The organism is Alistipes sp. Marseille-P2263, assembly GCF_018101075.1.
Classification (GTDB): domain Bacteria; phylum Bacteroidota; class Bacteroidia; order Bacteroidales; family Rikenellaceae; genus Alistipes; species Alistipes dispar.
Genome location: NZ_JAGQEJ010000005.1, coordinates 17,190 through 41,198, shown reverse-complemented (window position 1 = coordinate 41,198; position 24,009 = coordinate 17,190). Strand labels below are relative to the sequence as shown.

Sequence of the window (24,009 nt, the reverse complement as noted above, 5' to 3'; positions counted from 1 at the left end):
TCGGCATTCGGGCAAATGCGGTATTTCCGGCAAATATAGCCTTTTCGGGTCAATCTGCAAATCCGACGGCCGAAGATGCCGAAGATACGGCACAAAACGCCAAAGACAGCTCCTTCGAGAACGGGGCTACATGCGGCGCAGCCGGGCGGCGAGCGTCTCCATCTGGCGGCGGAACTCCGCTTCGGTGCGCGGACGGGGATTGCGCGGCGTCATTTCGCCGAGCGGTCTGGCATAGAACGCATCCACGATCGGCTGCATCTCCATCCGGACGGAGTCGTAGGTCAGCACACGCTCCCGCGACTTCAGCTCCCGGTCGATCTCTTTCATATAGAGGTCGAACTCGGGCAGGTAGTAGTAGTCGAACAACTCGCTGATGTAGGTGCGGCAATAGCTGTTCTCGGCGTTGCCCTTGAGCGCCTGCTCGAATGCGGGATTGATCGGAGCGCGGACCTCCTCGATCCGCCGCAGGGAGGAGAGCATCGAGTAGTCGTCGTGCAGGGCGAGCACGTCGCGCAGGGCGGCGAGCAGCATCCGGGCTTCGGAACCCGCACGGCGCACCTCGGCGGTCGTCACGTCGCCCCGCTCCCAAGCCCGCTGGGCGATGAGGTAGCGGTAGTACCGCACCGTGAAGAGACGGCTCACGACCGTGCGCGCGAGGTCGATGGCATCCCGATCGACGAAGGCGTCGCCCCGGCCGTAAGGCATGGCGGCGAGCGCATCCAGCACGTCGGAAGCGCCGGCCAGTTGCGGAGCGATCCGCTCCAGCGTTCGCGCGAACGTCCCGACGGCGGCCGAATCGGGCTTGGCCTGCGCGATCTCGCGGATGTCGCGGAAGCGGAGCGGCAGCTCCTCGCACAACTCCGCGAGCGGCAGCGCGGCGCGCCACGCACGCTCCATCACGGCGGCGTGCCGGCCGTAACGGTCGCGGCAGAACTCCGGAAGCAGCTCCTCGGGGCGCATCGCGTCGGGCGACCAGGCATTGCGGGTGAAGAACTCCATAACGAGCGGATCGCTGTGCGAGGTCTCGGGCCAGAAGACGAAGCCCTTGCACATGGGGTCGGACGCCGCGACGGGCAGCCGTTCGGCGATCAGGTCGTAATAGCCGCGGATGTCGTTCTCCCACTCGTAGGCATGGAAAATGCCGAACGTATAGGGGAAGCGGCCCACCACGCCCCAGTTCGTGAAGTCGGTGTTGCTCTGGTTCGACGGCAGGTCGGAGGTGTAGTCCAGGATGATCGTCCGCGCGGGATCGAGCTGCGAAAGGAGCCGGCCGATCTCCTCCCCCTTCCATCCGGGCAGGTAGAAGTCCCACGAGGCGATCAGCACGGGCGCCGTGGGATAGTGTTCGCGGAGTTTCGCGAGGATGCGGCGGTAGGCGTAGAGCTTCATCTCCAGATTGTCCGAACGGTCCTCGAACACCTCGCGCTCGGCAATGCCGATCGTATGGAACATCTGCGGAGAGCCGTATGCGTCGATATGCGTCTGCGTGAGTTTCCAGTAGTTGTCCAGATTGCGGTCGTCGCGGATATCCCACACGGCATTGCAGGGATCGCCCACGTAGGCGCCGCCCGACTGGGGGCAGAACGAGGGGTTCTCCGCCTCGAGGAACGCCTTCGGCGTGCAACTGTACCAATGGGTCATCGTGCCCATGTCCTCGGGATGGATCAGCTCGCGCTCGGCGGCATAGCGCAGTATGTGGCGGCGCAGCTCGCCGCGGTATTCGAGCGGCCAGGCCGTCGTGCGGTCGTAGAACGACCGGGGCTTGGCCTCGGGAAGCGGTCCGTCCGCGGGCGGATAGGGCACGACATCGGGGAAGGCCTTCTGGAAAACGTCGTCCATGCCGATACGGAGCATGAAGAGGTTCAGCCGCTTCTTGAGCATCCAGTCGATCTCGCGCTCCCACTCCCGGGGCCCCCAGTGCTCGGCCTGAAAGCGGCCGAGGCTGCGGTGGGCGAAGTAGCGGAGTCCGCGGTAGTAGAAATGCGGCGTTTCGCGCACGTCGAGCCCCGTCATCGGAATCGTCTCCCGCGCGGGAATCACGTCCCCGTCCCAAAAATAGCGGCATCCGGCCTGCCGCTCGAAGAAGTCATAGACGGCATAGAGCGTCGCCCGGCCGTTGCCGCCGGCCAGAAAGAGCAGGTCGCGCTCCCCGTCGCGGGCCGACACGATGCGGTAGGCGTCGCTTTCGGCTCCGAGGTCGAGCGGTGCGATCAGCCGCCGCTCGACGGCATCGCGGGTGAACCGATTGACGCAGTCGGAACCGATGACGACCATCGGAACGCCCTCCGCAGGCTCCTGCACGATCTCCAGCTCACGGCCCGTGACGGCGCGGTAAAAATCCCGGAACTCGTCGGCCGCATGACGATAGACCTTCGCGGCATTCCGGGGACAGAGTATCTTCCACTCCGGCCTCTCCTGCGCCGGGAGGCAGAGCGGCAGCGAAAATGCGAGGAAAAGGGAGAGAAACAGGTTCTTCATAGGTCGTTCGGATTTTCTATTCGGGCTCAAATTTAATAAATAAATTAACAATACAATGCATTCGATCGGAAAATATTTTACCACAAATCAACACCTCGATAAATTCACGACATGCAAAACCGAAGACCGCGGGCCGTCGCAGACGAGCGGGACGACGAATCGGACCGCCCGAACGGCGGGCGGACGCTGCGGAAGCGGGCTTTTCGCCCGCAAGGCACAAAAAAGTAGCAGGACGTGAGGCAAACTTTTTTTGTTTGATAATTGATTGATAACCAGTAGTTAGTTTCGCTTAAAAAAGCTAATCTCTACTTATAAGCATACATAGAGGGTTTCAATAACCAACTGATACTGAAGACAAAAGTATATAAAAAAGTCGGATTGTAAAACACTGGAAAAGAACCTTCTTTTATCAATCAAGGAAATCAAAAAGTGTATAGAGCAAAGTGGCGCATGTATGGTATAGATAATTCCGTACATGCGCCACTTTCTTAATCATCTGATTTGCATTGATTTACATTAATTGTTATTATATACTATCATTTGGTACTGATAAGCATTGATTTTGCTTGTGGGGTGTATTATTGTCCACCTAAAAAAATCAAGAATATCTCCTTGAAACGGGTTTGACGAGCAGGTCGATGTGCTCGTGTTCAAGGATATGTTCCATAGCCTTGTATATGGGCATCTTTTCGATACCGGCAATCTTCAGGGCTTCCATCTTGATGGTATTCTCGATGAGCAACAGGTAGTCTTCCTCCTTCAGCTCAACATATTTCTGTGACTGTGATTTTAATTTTGCCATATTGATGTTGTTATTTGTTTCCGAAGTCGGCAGGAATCTCACCCCACAGGCGGTTGTCCCAGTGCAGCACTTCGATGTCCTTGATTCTTGCCTCCATCACTTTGAGGAATATCTCCGCTTTCTGCAATGCCGGGCATCTGCGTGAAGAGGCTGTCTGTTTGTTACGATACCACGTGATGGCTGTAATGCTGTCCGAGTAGATTGTTCGCGGACTTTCCGGATGTTCCATGACATATCTGACCGCCTCGACAATGCCGAGAAACTCCCCGATATTGTTCGTCCAGTTACCGATAGCTTTGGAAAAGAGTTCTTTTCCTGAAGAGAGGTCGACAGCCCGGAAGCGTGTCAACCTCTCTTTTGCAGAATGGGCACCGTCGGTCGCAATACCCACGACCGGTTTTTCTTTCATTGAATTCCTCCCTGATGTCTGTCTCCCGTATAGATGAACCCGTCGGATTCCATACGTCGTACCAGAGCACGCGCCTGATTCAGATAGTCGGTGATGACACCTTCCTTGTACTTGATATCCTTGCGTCCCTTGAGGATTTCCAGCACACCGTCTATTGTGCGGCTCATTACGCTCTTGCCGTCTTTCGGGTCGAAGAAAATCTTTTTGTTGCCGAACGTCACAGTTACTTGATACAATGTCTTCGGGACGATCACTGTTTCCACATGCGCCTGAAATAACACGGGGGTAGCGGCAACGACTACATACCCGTTGGCTTTGTGCATGGGTTTCAACTCTACCGAGTATAGTATGTTTGGCTCGAGAGTTCCTTTCAGGTCTTCCGAAAGGACACAAATCTGCTTGCCGAATCTTGAGTCTTCACGGACTCCCATCAATTTACGTGTCTTGGAATGGCGCGAAACGAACCCTATCAGTTCGCCCGTCTCTTCCGATCTCGCAAACTTCAGTTGCGATTTTTCCGATGTCATATTACTGTTCTTTCATATTCAATCTATTGCTTTCAATTGACAATCTGTTTTCAATGGGTCACTTTTCCATACAAATATATGCCAATTTTTCACGCCAACAAAACGTTTTAGTTATTAATTTTCAGATGGTTATGTGTAATATATATAGAGAAAAGGCTGCATTCAGTACAGCCTTTCCTCCTCTGTAAAATGACTGAAACGCTCGTCAGTATCAGAAGTTTGCAGTAGATAACGGCATTTCCAATAACGGTAAATCCGCCTTCCGTTGGGTATACAGTGATTTATATCGTCAGCATTCAGATATTGGTTCCCTTGTTCCGTACCGTGGTGCATCCATGTAGCGCACCCGGGCAGGTCCGGGTTGTTCCGGACATAGAAGTCCATTTTCTCTTTACCGGCGACAAAGATATTGTGTATCCGTACGTCCTTATCGATAGGAAACCGGTAGGCGTACAACGCGAAGTCACAGATGTCGGTTTCCAGCAGGTTGCCGCCAAAGTGTTCGGGAGCTTTCCGTTTCAGGTTCTCGAACCCCTCCAAAATACCCGGCCTGTCGCATATCTCGGCAAACCTTTCATCCGTTACCGGCGCAGCCGTCGCATAAACCACCCGAAAACCATTATCCGTACTGTCCAGTACCATGACATGCGCGACTATCCCCGGTGATTTGTTGATACTTTCGTCAATGCTGTCCGAGTCCGTGGTCAGACAGCATTTCAGCGTTCCGATGATTAATACCGCTACCACCAACAGTGTCCAAGGACCTATTGCTGCCGCTATCAATATCAATTCATCGGCCCGTTTCCGTATTTGTTTCATTGATTTTGAGAATGTGGCGGCCGGATACCCCCCGGACCTCGGACACGCATACCTTGCATCCTGCATCCAGCAACCGGTTTCTACATTCTTCCAAGGCGGCGTCGGAAATCCTGATGGCAGGTATACCTGCCGCCGTCATCTTGAACCGGGGCACTTCCGTGATCCGGGTAATCGTTTCGGCATCATCAAAATACGCCTCGAATGAATCTCCGACATGGAAAAGGATGATGGTTTCCACGCCATGCCTTTCCTTCATGCCGCCGTAACAGCGGCGAATAATCTCTTCCTTTTTCATATCAAATAGATATATTAGGTTTGATGTCAGCCAAACATGAAAGTGCCTGTAATCCGTTCAACTGCCGGGCTTTCGTCCGAAATACATATACAGACTTTCTTCATCTGACAAATATACAATAAATTACGGAACGACCCATGTCTATTGCATGAAACTATCCTTTCATCTTCACCTCCCTTCTTTCAAATTGTTCGCGGATGATTTCAACGAGTTGTCCGATGCTGTCGATTTTGTGACTCTTACCGCAGGCTTTGCCATGGAACAATGGCGTGAAGTACAGGTTAAAATCCTCATCGATGGAAAAACCTCCCACGAGGACGATACCCGCCTTGATACGGTAATACTCGCCGTACATGGCGTAATCATCCGTAGTTTTGGTGAACCCGTACTCCGGCAACAAGTCCGGCAAAGTGTCCAGGATCGGCCGGATAACATCCTTGAGAAAATTCGGGGTCTCAACTTCCTTTTTCCGTTTCCGACCTTTTCTGCCGGTTCCGTTATCGTCTTGCAGGTAATGGGCATCGAAACGATCCTGATACCTTTCTGTCAGTTCCTTAATATCCATATCCTTTATACATTTAATTGTTTTCCTCAAGCCACTCTTCCAGTGTCATGGAGGCCTCGAAACCGTATTCGTCAATCTGTACATAGCCGTCCTTTTCCGTGATAAACTCTTTCCTGGTCAGGATGGTTCCGCCATGATTTACCATCACCGTCGGTTCGATGGTCGCCAGACGGTCCCCGTCATCCGACTCCCGGATATCGTATGCGTACAGTCCCTCCGGAACGGCATTCCGGTCAATCCGCATATCCGTAAACAATGCAGGCGTGTCATTGATGGTCATAGACTCAAAGGTCTCGTTGCCAATGTTTTCTTTTGTAATCATATTTATTGATTCAAATAGTTTATTATTCCTGCTTGGGAAGTTCAATGGCTCTTACCCAATTGTTCCGGTCATCAAAACATTCATCATTGATGTTGGCCGTAAATTCCAGCGGTGTCATCTTCTCAACCCGCGTTGCGGGGTTATTTTCGTAATCAACGATGATTTTCCCGGCCGGAACGTCACGTTCAAATTCGTCCAGCGGGAAAGAGAATATCCATATTTCCCGGTCTTTATCTTCCCCAAGAAACGCCTTGAGGTTGTCTGTATAAGCCTGGCATTTGTCCCACGAGGTTTCCACGAATGAAATGATTTCCTCTTCCGGTTTGCCGGTACGGTCTTTCAGGAATGCAACGGCATTCCCTTTCCAGATATCCTGCTCGACACAGAGTTCCAGATAACGTTCCCAGACTGTCACCAGCCAGTCCATGTTAATCTCATGCAGGTGGCGGCAGGTGAAACGCTCCCGGCTTTCCGCGTTGTAAAGCGTGCAGCTTCCGTCCGTGCGTATCTCCTCCAACCGGTACATGGTGTATACCGGTATCCCGTGGCCATACCCGTCTTCCCCTTCCTCCTCGACATATACCGTATGGGGCAACATATTTTCCGGCATTTTCGGTATCGCACACAGGTTGGCTATAACTTCCTGTTCCAACGCTTTTTGTTTCTCCTGTATTCTCATTGTCTATCCATCTTTTAGTATGATTTTACCTTCTTGAAATAATCTCTGTTTGTAACGACGGTGGTTGCGTATATTTTCGGTATGTTTCTTCCGGTCATATTTATACAAGCCTTTTGCCTTGTTCTCTCTCAGCAGTTCCTTGTTCCGCTCTTCGCTTTCTGGGTTCACAATGAAGGTTATCAGCCTGCGGCTGACACCGTATTCCCGGGCAAGCTGGCGCTGGCTGACAGCTTCTGTCATGTAACGGTGGAAAATTTCAGCCTTCTGAAAAGGAGTGAGCTTCTGCCTGCGGTCATATTGTGTCCCGCTGATGATTATTCCCGAGCTTTTGTATGGCATGGTGAAGTCTGTTTTTCGTTTGTGGTCCATGAATGGTAGATGCGTTGTTTGCCATCTAAGGAGAGTAGAAACCAGCGGCTATAAATCCGTTCCAGCGTTTCGGTGTCGTGCCCGTATATCGGTCCCAGTTCGTTTGCAAACATCGCCGCTACCTTCAGCCTCCTGGTATCGGACAGCTTCTCCCACCAGCGGCAAATGGTCTTGTACTGCTTCACGTCCGTTACAAGGTCCGGAACCGGAGCGGAGGAGATATATTCCGCCTCTTTGCCGCACGGTGCCTGCCAGAACCCCTGTTCGCAAAGAGCGCGTTGCTCGTCACAAACCCGTTCTGCAAAGGATTTGAGTGCCATTTGGAATATCTTTCTTTCCAGTTCCTTACGTTCCATGGACAGTTCATGCACACCCACGTTCAGCCCGTGCTTATTGCGTTCATCCGGGGAAAGCTTGTTGCTCAAGGCTTTCCTGACCAGTTCCAGCCGTTCTTTCAGAGGGCCGTATTCGTTGTTATCTAAATACCGGTTAAACAGTTCCTGTTCGTTTCCGGGCAGTATGAATATATTTTCCATCATGCATCATTTAAGTTATCGGATGTGAATAGGATATATCGCAGTGGATAGCGGGTGTCGGGGTGCGGAAATAGCCACGAGATCCCGTGCCGTCAAGGGGCGCAGAAAAACGGCATCGAACTCCTGAGTATCGTCTTCACGGATATCTCGGACTTCAATGATCCATGTGCCTTCATAGCGGCACCAGGCAATCACCTCCAAAATCATTTCCTTTCTGTAGTCAGCCGGTCCGTCCCCGAAACTTTCACGTATCCGCTTAATTGCATCGTCTGTCAGCCGGACAAATTCCCCTTTGCGGAACGGAGCTTCCGGCGTAACGGCAGGAGTCAGCATCTGCCAGTCTTCATGTCCGTCCAGGTCTTCCACAGCCATTGCGTAGGCTTTGTATTCAGCTTCGGTCTCGAAATGTCGGGTTATCACATATCCCCCGGATTCGGCCGTGCTCTCCACCGACGAGATATCCCCGGTTTTCCTGTATATGCTTACAGTATCCTTACCGAGTAGAACTTTTACTGTTATCATTATTGCAGATGGTGTGGTTTTATTATAAATGGAACTCCACGTCTTCCTCCTCGAACTCCGTGTCGTGGTCCTCGTTGTACCCCTCGACGGTCGAACCAGGGACATAGGTCTCTCCGCCAATCCCATAACGTCCGGCATCGAGCAGTTTCCGAAGGGTTTCGGTGTCCCCGTTTAGAATCCTTTCGATGTCCTCCCGGCTGCCCCGGACGCTAATTCCGAGACGTAGCCAGAGATTTTCCTCTCTCGAGGTGTCCGCCTCTTCCGACCGGTGGCGTATGATATGATAATCACTCCATCCGTCGGCATCGTTTACCCCGGCGATGTAGGCATTGTACTCCGCCTCAGTCTCGAACTCTTTCTCGTCCACGACGCCCCCGTTATCCGCCAGCCATTCTTCAGAAGGCAGTTCATTGTTCTCTTCATATTCCCGTACGGCGTCCTCGCCGAAAATCGTTGTTATCTTTATCATGTGTCTTTGGGTTTTGAATATTTGTTATTTAATGGTTATCAAACTCGTTTGCCCGAACCGGTTTGATTCGGTTCGCAGACAGCCACCCGGTTTCCGGCGCGTATCAGTTTGGGGAGATACACGTCCAGGTCACGAAAAGAAAACCGCAGTTCCTTGACGCCTTTCCCTTGCCCGTCGACGCGTTCGGCGGTGGCAATGCCCAAAATGCCGGAAGCGGCGATGGCATCATCCTCATACAATTCACAAGATTCCCCGTTTCGGAAAATGTACAGGGCATCCGGGTGCGCCGCTTTCATCTCGCGGTATTTTCCCATCATGTCGGAAACTCCCGGGACATTTCCGTTCCCCGTTACATTCCGGGTCTTCAGTAGGTTCCTCGTGGCGTCGATGTCGATGAAATTCGTCCAGCCGGCTTTATGAAGTTCGACAGCAGCTTCCCGCAGGGATACCTTCCCGTTCTCGACCTCCTCTTTCAGGGATTCGAGAATGTTCTTGATTTTATAATCATTCATCATATTTTTTATTCTTTGGTTACATTGTTACTTGTTCCGACGGTATTCCGGTCAAGGGGAAAGCACCCGTGGCCTCCGGTAACCCGTCGATACACTGCCCGTCGTCAGGATTTCCCCGACAGGTAATGCCCGATGGACTTGTAACGGTTAGGAATGTTCGCGTTCTCGTTGAAACCGTTCAGGCAGTGGAGCAAGGCATCTTCGAGCGTGACATAACGACGGTCGAAAGTTTGGATATTATCCAGACAATAAGCATTTACAGCGTATTTGAAAGGCGCGTACATCCTTTCGTTCTCCCGCTTTAAAATGACAAACCAGTCGAAATGGAGTTTCAAGCGGAAACCGTCGCTCTCGCCGACTTTCATCAGCCGCTCTTTGTCGAGAAGCCGCCGCACGAGTGTGGCGTCGAGCTGACGGGTATACTCCCTGTACGCCTTGATACGGGCCGTGTAAGCCGCGGCATATTGTTCGATGTCCGTTTCTTTCAGCCGATGTTCCGCCGGGTAAAAGTCCAGCACCTCTTTCGTCGTGACGGGAATTTTCAGGTCGTCCACCCCGATCTCGTAGGTCTTGTTTTCCAACACGTCGTGGAACTCGAACCCTTGAATTCCCATGAGGGTAAATTCTCGCGTCGGGTCAGGGAGCGCAAGTGATTTGAGCTCTTCGAGGTCGCGGCACACGGCCACGACCGGATACTTCTCGACCACGTCTGACGGGCCTCCGATGCGGATATACGCCTTTTCACACCCGTCGTAATCACCATGCCGGACAATGTCGCAGCAGGTGTAGTTGGGGGCGGCACGATGCCGCGCCGTATATTCCGTCCAAAGCTTGTCCAGCCCGGCTTTTACTTCGTCAGGGTCGGTCAGGGCAACGTTGCCGCACTGGCTGCACCGGCCGTCCGACAAGGCGTTGCGGGTAAATTCGAGGAACTGTCTGGTGTTCGGGTCGATGACGGCGGTACATTTCACTCCAGTGCCGCCGCAGATACTGCATACGATTGACATAAGTTTTTTGATTTGTGTATTTATTCGTACAATCTTTCTTTTTGACGCTTTTTCAAGGTCATCCGGAGATATTGCATCAGTTTCCCGCAGGGACACAGGGCATGTTCCCGTTGGCGGGCATAACTCAGGTCCCCGTTGGAGAGAACCATGCCTTCAGCATTGAGACAGAGGTCGCCGTAAACGTAGTTCTCCTCCGTAAGATAAATCCCATGAACAGGGTTCGGAAACCCCTCCGTGCTGCGGCCTTCCCGGAAAAGGAAGATACGCTCGGCCTGTCCCCGGACTCCGAAAAAGGGATACGGGGAAAGTGCCGCGAGCGTGGCGGCATGCTCTGCCGGATCATGGAAGCGGTCGTCGCTCATTTCGAGCATGTGGCCGGAGTCCTGTTCCTTTTCCTCCTGGTACTCGTACAGTGCGGCGCAGGCTTCTATGAATTCCTCCGAACGGGATGTGGCAGAGCCGTTGGTTACGATATAAAAGTCATTGACAGTAATACCGTAGGCGCGTACCCGTTCGAGGATATGGCGGATGGCCCGGACGTTAAGCGACGGCTCGCCGCCCGTGATGTTGAAATGGTGAATATGCCTGACATGCCGCAGCAGGTTGCTTATATGTTTCAAAGGGATATCCACGGATTCGGCATCTCCCCGCATGCAATGGGTACAGCGCATGTTGCAACGTCGGGTAATCTCGATGCAGAGATTCTTGATATATAGTTCTCTCATATTCGATGTAGTTCGGCTTAGGTTTCATCCGGGATTTCCTTTCCCGTGTAAGGATTATACAGCGGTGTGTTGCCAACTGCCTCGGCGTCAATAGCGAAACTGCCACGGCCTACGTCGTAGAAGAGTTCCAGCTTTAGTGGCGTTGAAGCGATGACTTTCTCAGCCTCGGCTTGTGACAGGCCTGAATACATCAGGCATTTGACACGACACCGGAACATTTCCGGATTGGTTTCCGGCGTGGTAACTACATCAACGACCTCGCACACTTCATCCGTGATGGCGAAGCGGTCGGGATTGGGTGTGCCGTTCCTTCTAGAGCCGTCCGATGCGGCATGTCCGGTGATTGAATGGTTCCGCACCTTTTCGGCGGGATAGGTCTTATCGCCTTTGGCGAAATACGACTTGCCGGAGGCGACACAGGCATGATAGATTACGTCGTGGACCTTTCGTCCGTTGTCAAGTATAATTGTATAGACCGTTCCCTCCTGCAAGACAGGAACGGCATTCGGTTTATGAGACATAAGATTTGTTTTTAGCTGTTTATGAATTTCGGTCTTGCACGCCGCATGATGTGTAGGTCATCGTAACCGATGGCTCTCAGTTCGGAAAGCGGGTTGCGGTACTCCTTTTCATGGGCTGGCCGTGTCATGGCGATCACGCCCGCATAGTCGGCTGCGCCATGCTGGCCGACATGCATGTAGGAGGTTATTTCACCCCGCCGTCCGCTCCACGGTATGTCCGGGAACAGGGCGATGACCTGTCCGTCGGGATAGCGTCTAAAGACCACCTTCGTCATTTTTCCCGCAGATTTCCGTGTCGATTTCATAGTCCCCGTAATTTTTGAATTCATAGTCCACTTCGCTGATAATTTCGTCAACCTCTTCGTCCGTTATTTCATCAGCCTTCGGGTTGTCGATATCGAGCCGTACGGTCAGGTAAATGGTTCTTGTTGCCATAATATCATACATTTTTTAGTGTAACAAAGCCGGCTTATGACGGACCGACGGTATATTTCTCTATCAGCCGCTTCCGGTACGCCTTGTCTTTTCCGGCGGCAAGGCTTGCCAGTTTGCGGATATTCCGGTTGGCTTTTTCCGCGACCTGCTCCACTGTCGGTCCGGGAGTCATGAAATCACGGCATCCGGCACCGCAATACCGCTGCTTCCCCTTGACCGTCCTGCCACAGGCCGGACACCGGCGCTTGCCGTCACGCTCCAGCACTTCCAGAATATTGGCATGAATGCCTTTCCACCATTCAATACGGTCTATGTCATAATCGTAGACGGTTATCGTGTTCCCGAAACTGCGGGCTTCGACCTCAACGGCAATGCCCTCATTTTCAAGGTAAACCTTCAATACCGGGTCTTCGTGAGGCTCACAGTGCCTGTCATACCAGATGATATAGGTGGGATCGTCCAGTTCGTCAGGCTCTCCCAGACAGAGTTCCGTAAGGCCGTTGTTCACGAGAATGTTGCGGATGGCGTCTTGTAAATCTTTGATACAGTCCATTGATATTTCGTTTTATGGTTGTTCCTCATTCGTCAGTTCATCTCCGAAGCGTGGCCGACGAACTGGAAGATATCGGCGTATTGTTCGCTGTAGATATAGAATCCGTCCCGTTTTTCCCCGGTCTCCGCATCTATTCCGTCAGCAAGGAGATATTCCCCGTCATCCGTCAGGTAGACATCGGTAAGCTTGATACGGGGCGTGTCGTGCTTCCCGTACAAGGTTGTCGTGACGGGGAAGTTGTTGTCATCGAGTTCCTCCTCTTCTGTAAGGCCGAGTGATACGCGGCCATATTGTGCCAGGAACTCCAGCATGAATTTCAGCATGGCTTGCTCGGCCTCGTGCAGCCGTCCGTCGATAAAGGCGTACTGGGTGGCGAACAGATGCAGCTTGTCGGCGCTCATTTTGTCCGGGGCTTTGCCCGGCTCCGCATTGTCTTTCTGTATTTTATCCATATCTGTCATATTGTTGGTTTCATGTTTCCAGCGGGGTGAAGGAGACGGTCAGTATCACTTTCTCGTCACCCAGGTTGAACACTTTCAGGCAGTCGTTACTGATAGTCCTTTTCAGGATGTCTCCCCGGTATCGGGAATTGCGTACCTTGAAGGTAAAATCATCAATGAACGAGCTGATGCAATGAAGCACGTGGTCGAATTCTTCCTTACCATACCGTTCCATTTCAGGGAAGATGCCTTTCAGATGCGCCCGCAGGCTCAATATGTAGTTCGGGGTCTTGCCCGTGATTTTTCCCGAGTATGTGATTTTGTATTTCCTGTCCATGATATGCCGTTCCATTTAATCGTTACTGTCATACCAGCCCTCGATCTCATCGAAATAGCCGTTCGAGTCCCATTCTTCCAGCAAGGTGGTCGGGTACGTCCATTCAAGGCTGTAAAACAGATCCTGGCACACCTCTTCATTACCCTTGCACAGGGCGAGCAGTGAGTTATGCGTGAAACAGCCGTCACTGCTCTCCGACACACGCCAGTCCTCACGGTCTTCTGCCGCGTATTCAGGTACATAGCACACTTCATCGGGGCGGTTGAGAAAGGCATCCTCGTTCTTGTAGATGTTTCCTTCCCCTCCGTATTCCAGTTCATAGAACACACCTTCCGGCGTTTCTATCCTGTTGCCAATCTCTATCATAGCGTTACCGTTTCGTGGGTATATATAATCACCATCCGGGAGGAGAGCACCTTGTCGCGTACCGTGGGGTTGGCGATTGCCCAATCGGAATGGAAATGCATGTCCGGAATGGATGCGGTGTCCACAATATCGCCCCCGTTTTCCAGATGGAGATAATCCGGCTGATACAGGTCGCAAAGGAATTTGCCGTCCGTATCGCTGATGGCGTATATCTTGCCGTCGAGTGCGGCCGTCATCTCCTCCTCGCTGCGGTAGACCAACAGGTATTTACAGCCGGTCTTCATCTCTTCCGCAATCCGCTTATGCAGTTCTTCAGGAGATAATTCACGCAGTCTTGACACGACCGCCCCGATACTTTCCACGGCATCGTAGCTGTCCAAGACATCATGGCAGGTCGTTTCAAACTCCTCTTTCGGACGACCCGCAAAATTGATGGTACGGACTTCCTGCCCGTGCCCGCCGAGCAGGTAAAAGGGCGTACCGTTCCATTGTTCCTTTCTGACAGAGAGCGGCCGGGAGCATTCCCGTGTCTGCCGGTTCACAACGGCATACAGTTCCAGACTTTCCCCGCATTCCATACGCAGGATATGCCGGGCGAACTCCGTAAATGTCATGATTTTGATTCCTTCCCCGTTCGCCGTGAAGAAATCCTGTCTTGTCTGTTTCATAAATCCGTTTTTTTAAGAGTAGGTAATCGTTTTGTATAAGGGGTGGAATACTCACCTCGTTTTGAAAAAAAAGACCGCCGCAGCCGTAGCCGCGACGGCCCGTCATCATTATGGCATGTGATGAACAGGTTCTATTTTCGTTATTCGGCCTCGTAGTACGGTACGCCGTGCCTTACCACTGCTTTTTCCATTTCTTCCCACCAGATTTCACTATGGCGGTCATTGTCAAAATCTATGGGCTTTCTTTTACCGAGCCGCAGCCGGTCCCGTGTCTCCATTTCCGTTTCGTACACAATCTGTTCCATTTCTTCGTCCGTAACATGGTAGGTATCGAACGGCTCCGGCAGAGATTCCAACTCCCTGCGTGACAGCTCGGATTGCCCGCAGGTGAAAACCTTGTCATAGAAAGCGTCATCTTTCGGCGGCAGTTCGGGTTCCTGTTCCGGCAGCACATCCAAATAATCCGACTCGTACAGGTAGTTTTCGTCGCGCCCCTTCGTCTGCCGGTTGTTCTTGAACTCTTCCAGATCACTTTCCGTCAGGCGGAATTCCTTCTTCTTACGCCGCAGGTACTCCATCATGTTTTCGAGGGAGGAGAACGGGGCTATGAGCTCCATGGAAGAACGGTTGTGCCAGGCATCGCTCCGGTACAGCAGGTAGACCTGCGGGCGGTTCCGAGCCGCCTCCTTACGGTATTCGCCGAACTCATACAGGGCGTTGTCGAAACTTCCGAATGCCAGCCGGACTTTGTCTTCGACGGATATGGACTCCCGGCATTCCTCGAAACGGCGTTGCACGTATCCGATGAAATCCACGTCTTCCAGAGTCTCCATGACCGTGCTGTCATCAGTCGAGAGCGCGATGTCAGCTCCTGCGAAATTGTCGGCTGACAGCACGTGTTTCTCTTCATTGTATTCGTCTTCCGCCCTGCAGACGGCCAGACCGGGCGTTTCTGCCTCGATCTCCACGACCTTACGGAGCGTCTCTTCGATAGCTATCCGGTATTTTTTCATTGTATGATGTTTATTTGTTTCAGTTCACGTTTGTAGTTTCTCAATGACGGCTTGTGCCCTTTCTCCCTTACGATCTGGCGCATCTGTGCAAAGGTGTATGCCTTCTCCATGTCCAGGCCGTAGTCCGTGGCGAATGCCGTCATTCCGATATAGCAGAAGCCGAACTTCCGGTGCAGCATGTCGGCCGTATAAGGAGTCATGTCTTCCGCCAAGGTTACGGGGACAGCCATTCCCCGGATCTTGAACTTCAAGCCCTCGATAAGGGTCCCGCAGTTGTCGCTGTGGTAGGTCAGGTCCCTGCGGCGGGCGCAGTAACCGATGGTCTCACCCATGAAGGTGTTGCGGAAGATTTCCGTACGGTTCAGGTCCTTCAACTTCTCGACACCGTAATAGCAGACCGCCTGTACGGCTTTCAACGCTTTGTCCACACGGGGTTTGACAAAGCGGGGGTCGTTTTCCGCCACGATCTTTTCCAGCCACGTGCGGTGGAAGGTTCCGACAGGCACGTCGAACACCTTCTCCGGCGTGCAGTATTTTGAATCCGACCGCGTCATCATCAGATGTGCCGAGGACGGCTCGTATTGTTCTTTCAGGTAAAAGGCCAGACAGGTATTGCCGACTTTGCAGTAAGTATAGTCGTCACGGCTGTTTTTCAGCGACAGCATCGTGGTTTCCCCGCCGTAGAACTTCTCGGGCAGTCCGGTCTGTCGGCAGAACTCCGTGAGGAAATGTCCGGGGATGGCATGTGCATAACTGCGCTCCTGGTAGCACTCCTTCGCCATTTGCGGAGTGATGAACCGTTTGGCAAAGTCACAGATATGGTAATGACCGTAATCATACGCCGCCTGCGTGTTCGCGGAGCTCTGGAACTTTTTGGGCATCTGGCGGAACCAGCGGAAACTCGTCCCGTGCTCCATGCAGTAGTCGACAAATTCCCGCGTCCATACATTTTCAGGAAATTCGGGACAGTTGCCGTTTCTTCGGATGAATGCCTTGCACACTTCCACCGTGAGCAGGGATTGTTCAGTTTCCTCGTCGATATAGCAGTTCGTCTCCCGTTTGCTGTTATCGATGGCAATGACCAGTCTTTCCGGTGTCTTGAACCGCTTCGGCAACTCCCCGAACATGTAAGGGTGTTTCTCCATCAGCCGGTCCGCCAGCATGTCGTCCAGATATACCGACAACGGCTTGAAAAACTGGGGGTCTGTGATGAAGTTTTTTCCTTCGGTCGAACAGACAGCCGCATGGAGAATCTCATAGGAATAGAACCGGGCGGGAACAAGCGAGAGGTCATGTTCCGCCATCTTGCGGTAGTATGCCGCAGTCTTGAAACGGGACGGCACGACGGCATCGGTAACCGTGCTCAATATTTTCATCCCGTCGAGCATCCCGTAATAGAACTCTTGAGTCTTTACCTCAACGGGGACATATCCGAGGATAAGCCCCGTTTTCATGACGGCGTCTGTCCTGCTGTCCGTGTAATACGGGTCGTAAATATAGCTGCGCAAGGCCAGGTATGCCAGTTGCGCATCCCAAAGGCGTTCAGGTATGAAGGCGAGAATGTCGAAATCCCCGCGTCCGTTTCGGATGACCGCTTCTGCCATTTCTCGGGTAACCATTGCTTCGGGAACGGCCGTGATATTCTTCGGTTTTTTGCGCATGGCGTAGTCACAGACTGCTCCCGAACGGTACGCCTCCGGAATATTGCGCAGCTCGAAGCTGTGCCAGCTCTCCGTGCTGCCCGCGATGATTCGTTCTATACGTCCGGGTGTGAGGAAACGTCCCGGAATATGGCTCAGCACCTCTATTTCCTTGCTTTCGACGGCTGCTTCCACGATCTCTTCCGTGAACAGGTGTTCCGGCAGCCATTCTATGGCCGATACGATGTTATTGTGCCGCATACAGTTTCTTTTTAAGGTTGGACGAACGGACGATTCTCACAAGGCGGCACCCCCGGTAGACATAGAGTATCCTGGATTCCCGTTCGGCGAGTTCCTCAAGTCCCTGCCAGTGCTGCGGTGTATTTATCTTTTCGAGTCGGACATGGTTGTTCACATATACCGTGATCGGTTTCATGCTGTCATGGGAGGGCGTATCTTCGTAAGTATTCGATAAACTCCCTCGTATATTGGGTAACGTATGTTCATAATGTCGTTTATTCATTTTATCGTTCTATGATTTATTGTTACATCAATTCAACCCAAAGATGTGCGGGTTCTATAGTAATTGATATTATCCCTACTAATGGAGCGGATAAAAGGAAGTTTTTCCCCTTTGCCCCTTATTTTCCTGTGACAAATGTGATAAAGCGATATTTTTATCCCTACTTTCCCGCCATAATTGGTATAAAAGGGTATTCTTTCCCTTATTTTCCCTATTTATCGGGGATAATGAAGATAAAAACGGCACTTTATTCCCTATTTTCCCGTCTTGATTGGCATAAAACGGTAGTTTTCCCGTGTTTAGGCGAGATTTACGAAGGTATCAGGAGTCTTTCTTGGGAGATTCCGGTGACGTAACGGATAATATCTTGCCCTTGGATAACAGATTGTCAGGTAACAATTCGGCCAGATCCATCGAGTAGTCATCGTCATAATCATGTATATGTTCAAGGAAGTAGATCAGCCACGTGCGGAAGTCAGCCCCGGCAGCCTTGCAGCAGCCGAAGAACGAGTAGAGCACCGCCGCATCTTCAGCGGCATCATTATTGCCACAGAACAGGTAATTACGTCTGCCGCACGCGACAGGCCGCACTTTATTTTCTATCTCGTTATTATCCGGTCTGTAACGACCGTCCAGATGGTACCTGGAGAGTTTGTCGAACCTTCCGTATGTATATTTTATGGCTTTTCCGATCGGACTGTCTTTCATTACTTTGGGATATTCATTGACCAGCCATTTCTCGAAGCGCACAAGTATGGGATATGCAAGACGTGCCCTAAGTTCAGCCCTCTGTTCGTAAGTCAGGCGTTCATCGTCAGCCTTACGCTCCACGTCATAAAGCAACTGTATCTGTGCGAGCGCATAGTCGGCACGCTGCATGTCATTCTTTCTTGCCTCCCAAAAATGTCTGCGTGCATGGGCCCAACAGCCAAGAAGGATAATACCTTTCTTGGCGTCCAGCATCTCGTACCTTTCGTATCCGTCCGTCTGTATGGCTCCCCGGAACTTGCCGAAGAGTTTCAGCACCACCTTTCCACTTCGGGAACCCTTGTCATAGTAAAAGAACTGACGTCCGGTCATGACACTGCGCACAAGCCAGATATAACCTTTGACCGTCTTGTGTCTCTCGTCATTCATCACGGGGATTGTCGTTTCATCCGACTGTATGTAGTCAGTCTGCATCACCAGCTCCCATAATCGGAAGTAAAGGGGCCTTAGCAAATCCGCCACATCCTTGAACCAGTCGTTGACCGTTGACGCGGGGAGATGTACCCCCACACGTTTGAACTGTTCCAGTTGCCTGTGGAACGGTATGTGATCCACATATTTCCCTATCATCATGTCTGCCAGCAATGAGGCAGAGGCATAGCTCTTTGCTATTGGCATGACGGGAAGCGGGCCGGTCTTGAACTCGTTTGTACCCTTCCGTTTGGCTGTATGGCGCACTATCCTGCGGATATAGAACTTCTCGGGCTCGTGCATAAGGATCTCGGTCACTTCCTCTCCGGGAAGGAGCGTCCACTCTTCCGGATTATACCCTTCGGGATATATATGGACCACCTCACGCTCAAGATTCTCCGGAAGGGATTTTCTCGCAGGATGCTGCTTCCCCGCTTTTTTACGGGCGATGATCGCTTCTCTGGTAGCCTTCAACTCCTTTTCTGCTTCTTCTGCGGCTTCAGCCTCCTGGGGAAGCATGTCAAAGCCTTCAAAATCCAGCCAGCGGTCCTGGGCGTCAGGCTTTATGAACTTTTCCGCCTTCTTACCGTACAACTGCCGTTCAAGATAGGATACACGTTGCTCCAGACTGTTGATTTTTGCTTCCTTTTGGGCGATTATGGCATCCTTGTCAGACAATAAAGCCTCATACACCTCTTTGTCCGCAGCTTTAAGGGGCTGCGTGGACACCATCTCCTTCAACCGGCTGTTTTCTCTATACAGACAGTCGCATTTGTGCATGAGATCCTTTATCAGTAATTCCTTATCGGTTGGCATAATCGTTTAAATATGATGCTAAGATACTAAAAAACAGCCGGAATACGGCATTGTATATGTTATAATTTGTTACAACTACAACCCATGGAAACCACTCCTTTTATAACGCCTGACCTTGCTGCCGTCCATTCCTTGAACCATCATCACAAGGTCATTCCAGAAGGTTTCAATCGCTTTAATCCGACCTTCCTCCGTATTTATGACCGGCAGATGGAAGTGCCCATGTTCCAGCCTCATATGGTATATCACCAGACCACCATATTCCATATGGAGGATTTTCATACAGGTACAATTCGCATTGATAAAAATGAAAGCGTCACCGTCCCGTACATTCTTTCCCATCTGGTTGGTCACGATGCCGCTAAGCGTATAAAAACTCTTACGCATGTCTGTCGGATACGGGTAAAGATAATATCTGTTGGATTCATTCAAAGAAAACATAGGCTAACGGTTTGAATTCAAAAATATCAGGGTTTGCAATACCTCCGGTGACAAAGGGCTGTTCAAGCGGACTGTGACGCCATTGGGATAGGAGATCTCACATAGCGGCTGGGGAATTGGCGACGGGCTGACCGGAGGGGCAGACAGCAGGGATTTCTCCTTATGGGGAAGACTGACCTGGCCCTTACTGTTTACCTTTACCGGGATAAAGCCGCCTTTGCGCAACAGCTTGGAACGCCACTCGTAGAAACGTTTGGGACGAATACATTCATTCGAACAAAAATCCATAACTGACAGTCCGCTCGACTTGAAACGGGAATAAATAGATTCAAAATCTTCCATGGTCCATTGATGTGACATAACAATTGAGCTTTTTTACTTTGATTACAAAAGTAATATCACATTTTTAGAATGAAAGGGGGAGTTTATCGAATGCTTACGTATCTTCGACGAAGAGCGGCTGTTCACAGTATTCTCCCTTGTCCATGACATGCCATCTGCCGTTATCGAACAGGAGGCACGTGTCCTCCATGCGGCCGAAAATGTCTGCGTTGTCCGCGATGCGTGATGCGGATTGCCGCGGTGTTTCCCGTCCGTCACGGATCTTTGAAAAACAGTGGACGGTATCGCCGGTTCCTGTCCATTTTCCATAGGGTGACGGTCCCAGTTTTTGTATGTCGCCCAGCGACAGCAGGGCATCTACCCGTCTGTCATTGGGATAGAACACCCGGAGTTTCCTCACAAGGTCTTTTGAAAGCGTCTCATGGAGCGCCTTGATGTGCCGGACACTGCCGTCCGGCAACAGTTTTCCGATTTGTATGCTCATAATAGTGCTATCTCTTGTTGTTGAAGTATAGCCGGGTCGTCCTTCTTTCGATTGACAGTCCGGCTTGAAAATTATGATTTACAGAAGTCTTCGGACTGGTATCCGGCCATGTCCGGTACGGAACCGCGTGTCATTCCGTCCTGTCGTCTTCCCGTCTTTTCATTTTCAGTTCCCTGCCGGTTGCCGTGCGGCAGAGCGGCAGTTTCCCGGAAGCGGTTTGCTTGCATCCCTCGACGAGCCGTCCTTCAGACACCATTTTCCCGTACATTTCCCTGATATAACGGTATGCCGGGGAGGTGTTCGAATAAACGGACTTCCCACGGAGTGTCTTGACACGCAGCTTTTCGACGAGTATTTCCAGCACCTGCTCCCGGCTCTTGTACAGGTTCCGGCGCTTGGTGCGGAAGGCGTCGAGAAAGACACCCCCGATAGTCATGTCATGAGTCTTGTGGTAATACGCGAGTTCTTCCTCCTCCGTCAGGTCGAGAATCTCGCCGTAAGTGTCAGTACGTAGGTACCGGAAGGTCGTTCCTTGTGCCAGAATCTTCTCGATAAGCTCCATGTGCTCTTTAAGAACAGGGCCCGATAACGATTGGGGATGACAGTACAGGCATGTCTTTCCGAGATACACCTCGGGACAACCGTCTTTGTATTTGTTTTCCTTGATGCTGAACCCTGTTTCCGTGAAAAGGCGCTTTACCTCGTCGAAGAAGCGTCCGGCTTTCTCTTCCGGCATGCGACCGCCGTCATAGCCGGACTCGACGCGGAAGTATGTGTCGATATATATCGGTGTGTCCATTTACAGTTCTGATTTTGATATGTTATATAAAGCATAGCCCGGAACCTCCCGCTCGGGTTCCGGGCATCGTTGAAAATATTCTCATAGACGTATGGAATCGAACACTTTGTCGATGTCCTCCTGCGCCAGCCCGATGTAGCGCCGGGTGGTTTCCAGGTTGGAATGGCGGAATATCTGGTTGAGCAGGATCAGGCCCTCGGCCGAGCGTCCCATCAGCTCGTAGACATAGCGCCCGAAAGTCTTGCGGAAGGTATGTGTGGAGAATGCCCTGATCGGCAGCCTGTACCTTACCTTGAATACCTTGAGCAGCCTGTTGATGTATTCCAGCGAGTAAGGTTTCCCGGTACGCGGGCTGAGAAAGATGTACTGTTCGGGGGCGGGTTGTCCGAGCATCTCGTACAGGAAACGGTTCTTCTCCTGCACGTCCCTGTTGAACTTGATCAGGCGGTTTTTCTTTGTTTTCTGCTCGATGCGGGTCATGGTGCTTTTTCCTAAGATGTCTTTCCAGCGCAGGGTCCTCACGTCGGAGGCCCTGCATGCCGTGCAGAACGACAGCCAGCAGTAGGTCTCCCACAGGTACTCGCCGTCCTTCTCAAGCCCGCGGACCAGCCTGTTATATTCCGCTATGGGCAGGTAGTCGGCTGTCGTCAGTTGTCCCTTGATTCTTGTCACGTGGCAGCCTTTTAAGATTCCGGCAACCCTTCCGAGAGCATCAGCTCGGCCAGCGCCCCGTTCTGGGGAATCATGGCCGGAATGTCCGTACGTCCGGGCTTGTAGATTTCGGTTGCCACGTTATAGATATCCCACGCCGTGAGCGTCTTCTTCTCTTCGGTGAGTTTGAGCAGGTCCTCGGTGAAGATGGAAATCTGGGACTGGTTCAGGGGATAGGTCTCCACCTTGGACGAAAGACGCTTGTCGGAACTGTCATGCGATACGCGCAATGCTGTCAGCAATCCGATGTAGGCGTACATCTCCACCGGGGTAATTACTTTCGCTTTCAGGCGGCGGATGCGTTCCCTGTCCTCGTTCATCTGTACCTCGAAGTTCGAGAGCCACTCGTCTACACGACCGAAAAGCTCTTCGGTGGTGACTTTGTCTTTCCCGTAGTTCGACACACTGCGTTCGGGGGAGAGGATGCACTGGTTGTGGCACACCCTGACGCACGGGCCGATGGCCGCCTGGATGCCGTCCTGATGGAAGGCGATGACAAGCGTCGTGGTCAGCTCGTCCGTTTCCCATTCCTTAATGCGGATGGTCGTATAAACGCGGCGCAGGATATGCGCCTCGACGGCCATCGCCCCGTACTTTTGTTCCACCTGGGGCAGGACGACCACGCCGGGCTGTGCCTTGTTCTTGTTCTGGGCGGCGAAGATTTCCTCCACCTCGTAATTCAGGTTGTGTTTCTGGCAGATGTCCGCCATGCGCTCTATCACCTCGTAATGGTAGATTCCCTTGAGCGGGTTGCCATAGATGTCATTTTCCTTGTGTGTGCGCCGGAGCGTGTCGAGCGTCATCACCTCGACGTTGTTGTTCTGGAAATCGAACTGCACGGGGGCGGCCGTTGTTGCTAATGCTGTTGCCATAATGATTGATATTAAAAAAGTTATACAATAAGAAAGGCGGTGAACCGTTGTCCATCGCCTTTCCGGAATTCATTTTGCGGTTTCAGGCAGGTAACGCCTGCATATCAGGTCCGTGATACTCGGGTAATACACGTTGCCATAAGTTCCGTATGGTCCGAAACGGGCAAGGAAGCGGAAGTAAAAATCTACCGGACGCCGGTAGCTCGTCTGTATTTTGGTTTTCAGCAGGCGGTAGGCGTACTCGTCAGAATTTTCCACCTTGACCTTGCGTCCGTTGAAATAATAGTTTCCCTCCTTATCTGAAGAAAACGATACCTCTTCCTTTGCCGGACGCTCGCCGGCAACGACCCTGAAGAAGTCCTCCAGGGAGCGGCAATCCTGGTATTCTACCGGAATCGTGTCGCCCTCTCGCAGTTTCACGTCCAGTTTGTCAAGCAGTGTCTTGATGGCGGGCGTGTAGATATTTTCGGATTGGAAGCATCTTGTATCCCGCCAGTATTTCTCGAAAAGAGAGCCGGTTTCAAGGAGTAGGAACAGGGTTTCACGCGCTGTCTGCGGTTTATCGGCCAGATATGGAATATACTCGGTCACCAGTATGGAAAGTGAAAGATACTCCTCCGGTTGCAGTTCGCTCTTCTGGTGCAGGTTACAGTGCCTCTCGAGCAGGGAGTCGATGTCGGCTTCCCGCAAGCTTTCGTCCGTCCATACCAGGCAACCTTCTTTCTTGCAGGCGGGACATTTATCCGCTCCATACGGCAGGAGCATCACCTTGCCGCAATCGGAACAGGTGACCAGGTCGCCTCGTTCCGTATAAACATCTACCGTTTCCATTC

General features: G+C 51.9%; 34 protein-coding genes. All 34 read right to left on the bottom strand.

All coding sequences use genetic code 11. From position 1 onward, the window contains the following. Positions 1 to 126 precede the first annotated feature (126 nt). The 34 genes from KB554_RS07380 to KB554_RS07215 all read right to left on the bottom strand — a co-directional run bounded on the left by KB554_RS07380 (position 127) and on the right by KB554_RS07215 (position 24,007). Positions 127 to 2,478, bottom strand: a complete 2,352-nt coding sequence (locus tag KB554_RS07380; RefSeq protein ID WP_211035363.1) for an alpha-N-acetylglucosaminidase TIM-barrel domain-containing protein — start codon at positions 2,476 to 2,478, stop codon at positions 127 to 129. 598 nt (positions 2,479 to 3,076) lie between these two features. Beyond that, on the bottom strand, positions 3,077 to 3,280 hold the full coding sequence (locus KB554_RS07375; RefSeq protein ID WP_004303920.1) for a hypothetical protein: 204 nt from the start codon (positions 3,278 to 3,280) through the stop codon (positions 3,077 to 3,079). A 10-nt stretch (positions 3,281 to 3,290) separates the two neighbouring features. Continuing rightward, positions 3,291 to 3,689 (bottom strand): hypothetical protein, encoded by a 399-nt coding sequence (locus KB554_RS07370; RefSeq protein WP_004293685.1) that lies wholly within the window; start codon positions 3,687 to 3,689, stop codon positions 3,291 to 3,293. Further along, complete coding sequence (locus KB554_RS07365; protein WP_004293684.1) at positions 3,686 to 4,216, bottom strand: hypothetical protein; 531 nt, start codon at positions 4,214 to 4,216, stop codon at positions 3,686 to 3,688. The genes KB554_RS07370 and KB554_RS07365 overlap by 4 nt, the downstream gene beginning before the upstream one ends. A 162-nt stretch (positions 4,217 to 4,378) precedes the next feature. Further along, a complete protein-coding gene (locus tag KB554_RS07360; RefSeq protein ID WP_004303923.1) occupies positions 4,379 to 5,035 on the bottom strand; it encodes a hypothetical protein in 657 nt (218 codons plus the stop codon). After that, complete coding sequence (locus KB554_RS07355; protein WP_004293682.1) at positions 5,007 to 5,330, bottom strand: hypothetical protein; 324 nt, start codon at positions 5,328 to 5,330, stop codon at positions 5,007 to 5,009. Before KB554_RS07355 ends, KB554_RS07360 begins: the two co-directional genes overlap by 29 nt. Positions 5,331 to 5,484: 154 nt before the next feature. After that, a complete protein-coding gene (locus KB554_RS07350; RefSeq protein ID WP_004293681.1) occupies positions 5,485 to 5,895 on the bottom strand; it encodes a hypothetical protein in 411 nt (136 codons plus the stop codon). A 13-nt stretch (positions 5,896 to 5,908) separates the two neighbouring features. Then, on the bottom strand, positions 5,909 to 6,217 hold the full coding sequence (locus tag KB554_RS07345; protein ID WP_004293680.1) for an LPD28 domain-containing protein: 309 nt from the start codon (positions 6,215 to 6,217) through the stop codon (positions 5,909 to 5,911). A 22-nt stretch (positions 6,218 to 6,239) separates the two neighbouring features. Next, a complete protein-coding gene (locus KB554_RS07340; protein WP_004293679.1) occupies positions 6,240 to 6,896 on the bottom strand; it encodes a hypothetical protein in 657 nt (218 codons plus the stop codon). 3 nt (positions 6,897 to 6,899) lie between these two features. Next, entirely contained in the window at positions 6,900 to 7,235 is a 336-nt protein-coding gene (locus tag KB554_RS07335; RefSeq protein WP_004293678.1) for a hypothetical protein, read from the bottom strand. Further along, the gene (locus tag KB554_RS07330) at positions 7,211 to 7,804 is read right to left on the bottom strand and encodes a hypothetical protein (protein WP_004293677.1); all 594 of its coding nucleotides are present in this window, start codon (positions 7,802 to 7,804) and stop codon (positions 7,211 to 7,213) included. Before KB554_RS07330 ends, KB554_RS07335 begins: the two co-directional genes overlap by 25 nt. A 12-nt stretch (positions 7,805 to 7,816) precedes the next feature. Further along, positions 7,817 to 8,323, bottom strand: coding sequence for a hypothetical protein (locus KB554_RS07325; protein ID WP_004293676.1), 507 nt, complete (start codon positions 8,321 to 8,323; stop codon positions 7,817 to 7,819). A gap of 22 nt (positions 8,324 to 8,345) precedes the next feature. Beyond that, positions 8,346 to 8,792 (bottom strand): hypothetical protein, encoded by a 447-nt coding sequence (locus KB554_RS07320; RefSeq protein ID WP_004293675.1) that lies wholly within the window; start codon positions 8,790 to 8,792, stop codon positions 8,346 to 8,348. 38 nt (positions 8,793 to 8,830) lie between these two features. Further along, positions 8,831 to 9,307 (bottom strand): hypothetical protein, encoded by a 477-nt coding sequence (locus KB554_RS07315; protein ID WP_008143055.1) that lies wholly within the window; start codon positions 9,305 to 9,307, stop codon positions 8,831 to 8,833. A gap of 101 nt (positions 9,308 to 9,408) precedes the next feature. Further along, positions 9,409 to 10,311, bottom strand: a complete 903-nt coding sequence (locus KB554_RS07310) for a hypothetical protein (protein WP_004293673.1) — start codon at positions 10,309 to 10,311, stop codon at positions 9,409 to 9,411. A 20-nt stretch (positions 10,312 to 10,331) separates the two neighbouring features. Next, positions 10,332 to 10,982, bottom strand: a complete 651-nt coding sequence (locus tag KB554_RS07305; protein WP_242116321.1) for a radical SAM protein — start codon at positions 10,980 to 10,982, stop codon at positions 10,332 to 10,334. A 71-nt stretch (positions 10,983 to 11,053) separates the two neighbouring features. Further along, entirely contained in the window at positions 11,054 to 11,557 is a 504-nt protein-coding gene (locus KB554_RS07300; protein WP_004293671.1) for a hypothetical protein, read from the bottom strand. Positions 11,558 to 11,568: 11 nt separating this feature from the next. Further along, positions 11,569 to 11,832 carry a hypothetical protein gene (locus KB554_RS07295; RefSeq protein WP_004293670.1) on the bottom strand — a complete coding sequence of 88 codons (264 nt, stop codon included), beginning with the start codon at positions 11,830 to 11,832 and terminating at the stop codon, positions 11,569 to 11,571. Beyond that, positions 11,813 to 11,992 (bottom strand): hypothetical protein, encoded by a 180-nt coding sequence (locus KB554_RS07290; protein ID WP_004293669.1) that lies wholly within the window; start codon positions 11,990 to 11,992, stop codon positions 11,813 to 11,815. The genes KB554_RS07295 and KB554_RS07290 overlap by 20 nt, the downstream gene beginning before the upstream one ends. A gap of 34 nt (positions 11,993 to 12,026) precedes the next feature. Continuing rightward, a complete protein-coding gene (locus KB554_RS07285; protein WP_004293668.1) occupies positions 12,027 to 12,545 on the bottom strand; it encodes a hypothetical protein in 519 nt (172 codons plus the stop codon). 32 nt (positions 12,546 to 12,577) lie between these two features. Continuing rightward, positions 12,578 to 12,997, bottom strand: coding sequence for a hypothetical protein (locus KB554_RS07280; protein WP_004303935.1), 420 nt, complete (start codon positions 12,995 to 12,997; stop codon positions 12,578 to 12,580). A 19-nt stretch (positions 12,998 to 13,016) separates the two neighbouring features. Continuing rightward, a complete protein-coding gene (locus KB554_RS07275; protein WP_004293666.1) occupies positions 13,017 to 13,337 on the bottom strand; it encodes a hypothetical protein in 321 nt (106 codons plus the stop codon). After that, a complete protein-coding gene (locus KB554_RS07270; RefSeq protein ID WP_004293665.1) occupies positions 13,338 to 13,688 on the bottom strand; it encodes a hypothetical protein in 351 nt (116 codons plus the stop codon). It abuts the gene before it with no gap. Further along, positions 13,685 to 14,356: a hypothetical protein gene (locus KB554_RS07265; protein ID WP_004293664.1), complete on the bottom strand. Its 672-nt coding sequence runs from the start codon at positions 14,354 to 14,356 to the stop codon at positions 13,685 to 13,687. Before KB554_RS07265 ends, KB554_RS07270 begins: the two co-directional genes overlap by 4 nt. Before the next feature lie 140 nt (positions 14,357 to 14,496). Continuing rightward, positions 14,497 to 15,369: a DpnD/PcfM family protein gene (locus KB554_RS07260; protein WP_004293663.1), complete on the bottom strand. Its 873-nt coding sequence runs from the start codon at positions 15,367 to 15,369 to the stop codon at positions 14,497 to 14,499. Then, positions 15,366 to 17,270 (bottom strand): hypothetical protein, encoded by a 1,905-nt coding sequence (locus tag KB554_RS07255; RefSeq protein WP_004293662.1) that lies wholly within the window; start codon positions 17,268 to 17,270, stop codon positions 15,366 to 15,368. The genes KB554_RS07260 and KB554_RS07255 overlap by 4 nt, the downstream gene beginning before the upstream one ends. A 583-nt stretch (positions 17,271 to 17,853) precedes the next feature. Then, positions 17,854 to 19,527: an IS66-like element ISBf10 family transposase gene (locus KB554_RS07250; RefSeq protein WP_004312011.1), complete on the bottom strand. Its 1,674-nt coding sequence runs from the start codon at positions 19,525 to 19,527 to the stop codon at positions 17,854 to 17,856. Positions 19,528 to 19,602: 75 nt separating this feature from the next. Further along, on the bottom strand, positions 19,603 to 19,968 hold the full coding sequence (gene tnpB / locus KB554_RS07245; protein ID WP_004312010.1) for an IS66 family insertion sequence element accessory protein TnpB: 366 nt from the start codon (positions 19,966 to 19,968) through the stop codon (positions 19,603 to 19,605). A 3-nt stretch (positions 19,969 to 19,971) separates the two neighbouring features. After that, positions 19,972 to 20,328 carry a hypothetical protein gene (locus tag KB554_RS07240; protein ID WP_004319780.1) on the bottom strand — a complete coding sequence of 119 codons (357 nt, stop codon included), beginning with the start codon at positions 20,326 to 20,328 and terminating at the stop codon, positions 19,972 to 19,974. Between the two features lie 76 nt (positions 20,329 to 20,404). Next, positions 20,405 to 20,794 carry a hypothetical protein gene (locus KB554_RS07235; protein WP_242116317.1) on the bottom strand — a complete coding sequence of 130 codons (390 nt, stop codon included), beginning with the start codon at positions 20,792 to 20,794 and terminating at the stop codon, positions 20,405 to 20,407. A 130-nt stretch (positions 20,795 to 20,924) separates the two neighbouring features. Further along, positions 20,925 to 21,593, bottom strand: a complete 669-nt coding sequence (locus tag KB554_RS07230; protein WP_004293660.1) for a hypothetical protein — start codon at positions 21,591 to 21,593, stop codon at positions 20,925 to 20,927. 81 nt (positions 21,594 to 21,674) lie between these two features. Next, the gene (locus KB554_RS07225; RefSeq protein WP_004293659.1) at positions 21,675 to 22,265 is read right to left on the bottom strand and encodes a tyrosine-type recombinase/integrase; all 591 of its coding nucleotides are present in this window, start codon (positions 22,263 to 22,265) and stop codon (positions 21,675 to 21,677) included. An 11-nt stretch (positions 22,266 to 22,276) separates the two neighbouring features. Next, complete coding sequence (locus tag KB554_RS07220) at positions 22,277 to 23,176, bottom strand: DUF932 domain-containing protein (protein WP_004293658.1); 900 nt, start codon at positions 23,174 to 23,176, stop codon at positions 22,277 to 22,279. 69 nt (positions 23,177 to 23,245) lie between these two features. Next, positions 23,246 to 24,007: a hypothetical protein gene (locus KB554_RS07215; protein ID WP_017140898.1), complete on the bottom strand. Its 762-nt coding sequence runs from the start codon at positions 24,005 to 24,007 to the stop codon at positions 23,246 to 23,248. Positions 24,008 to 24,009 lie beyond the last annotated feature (2 nt).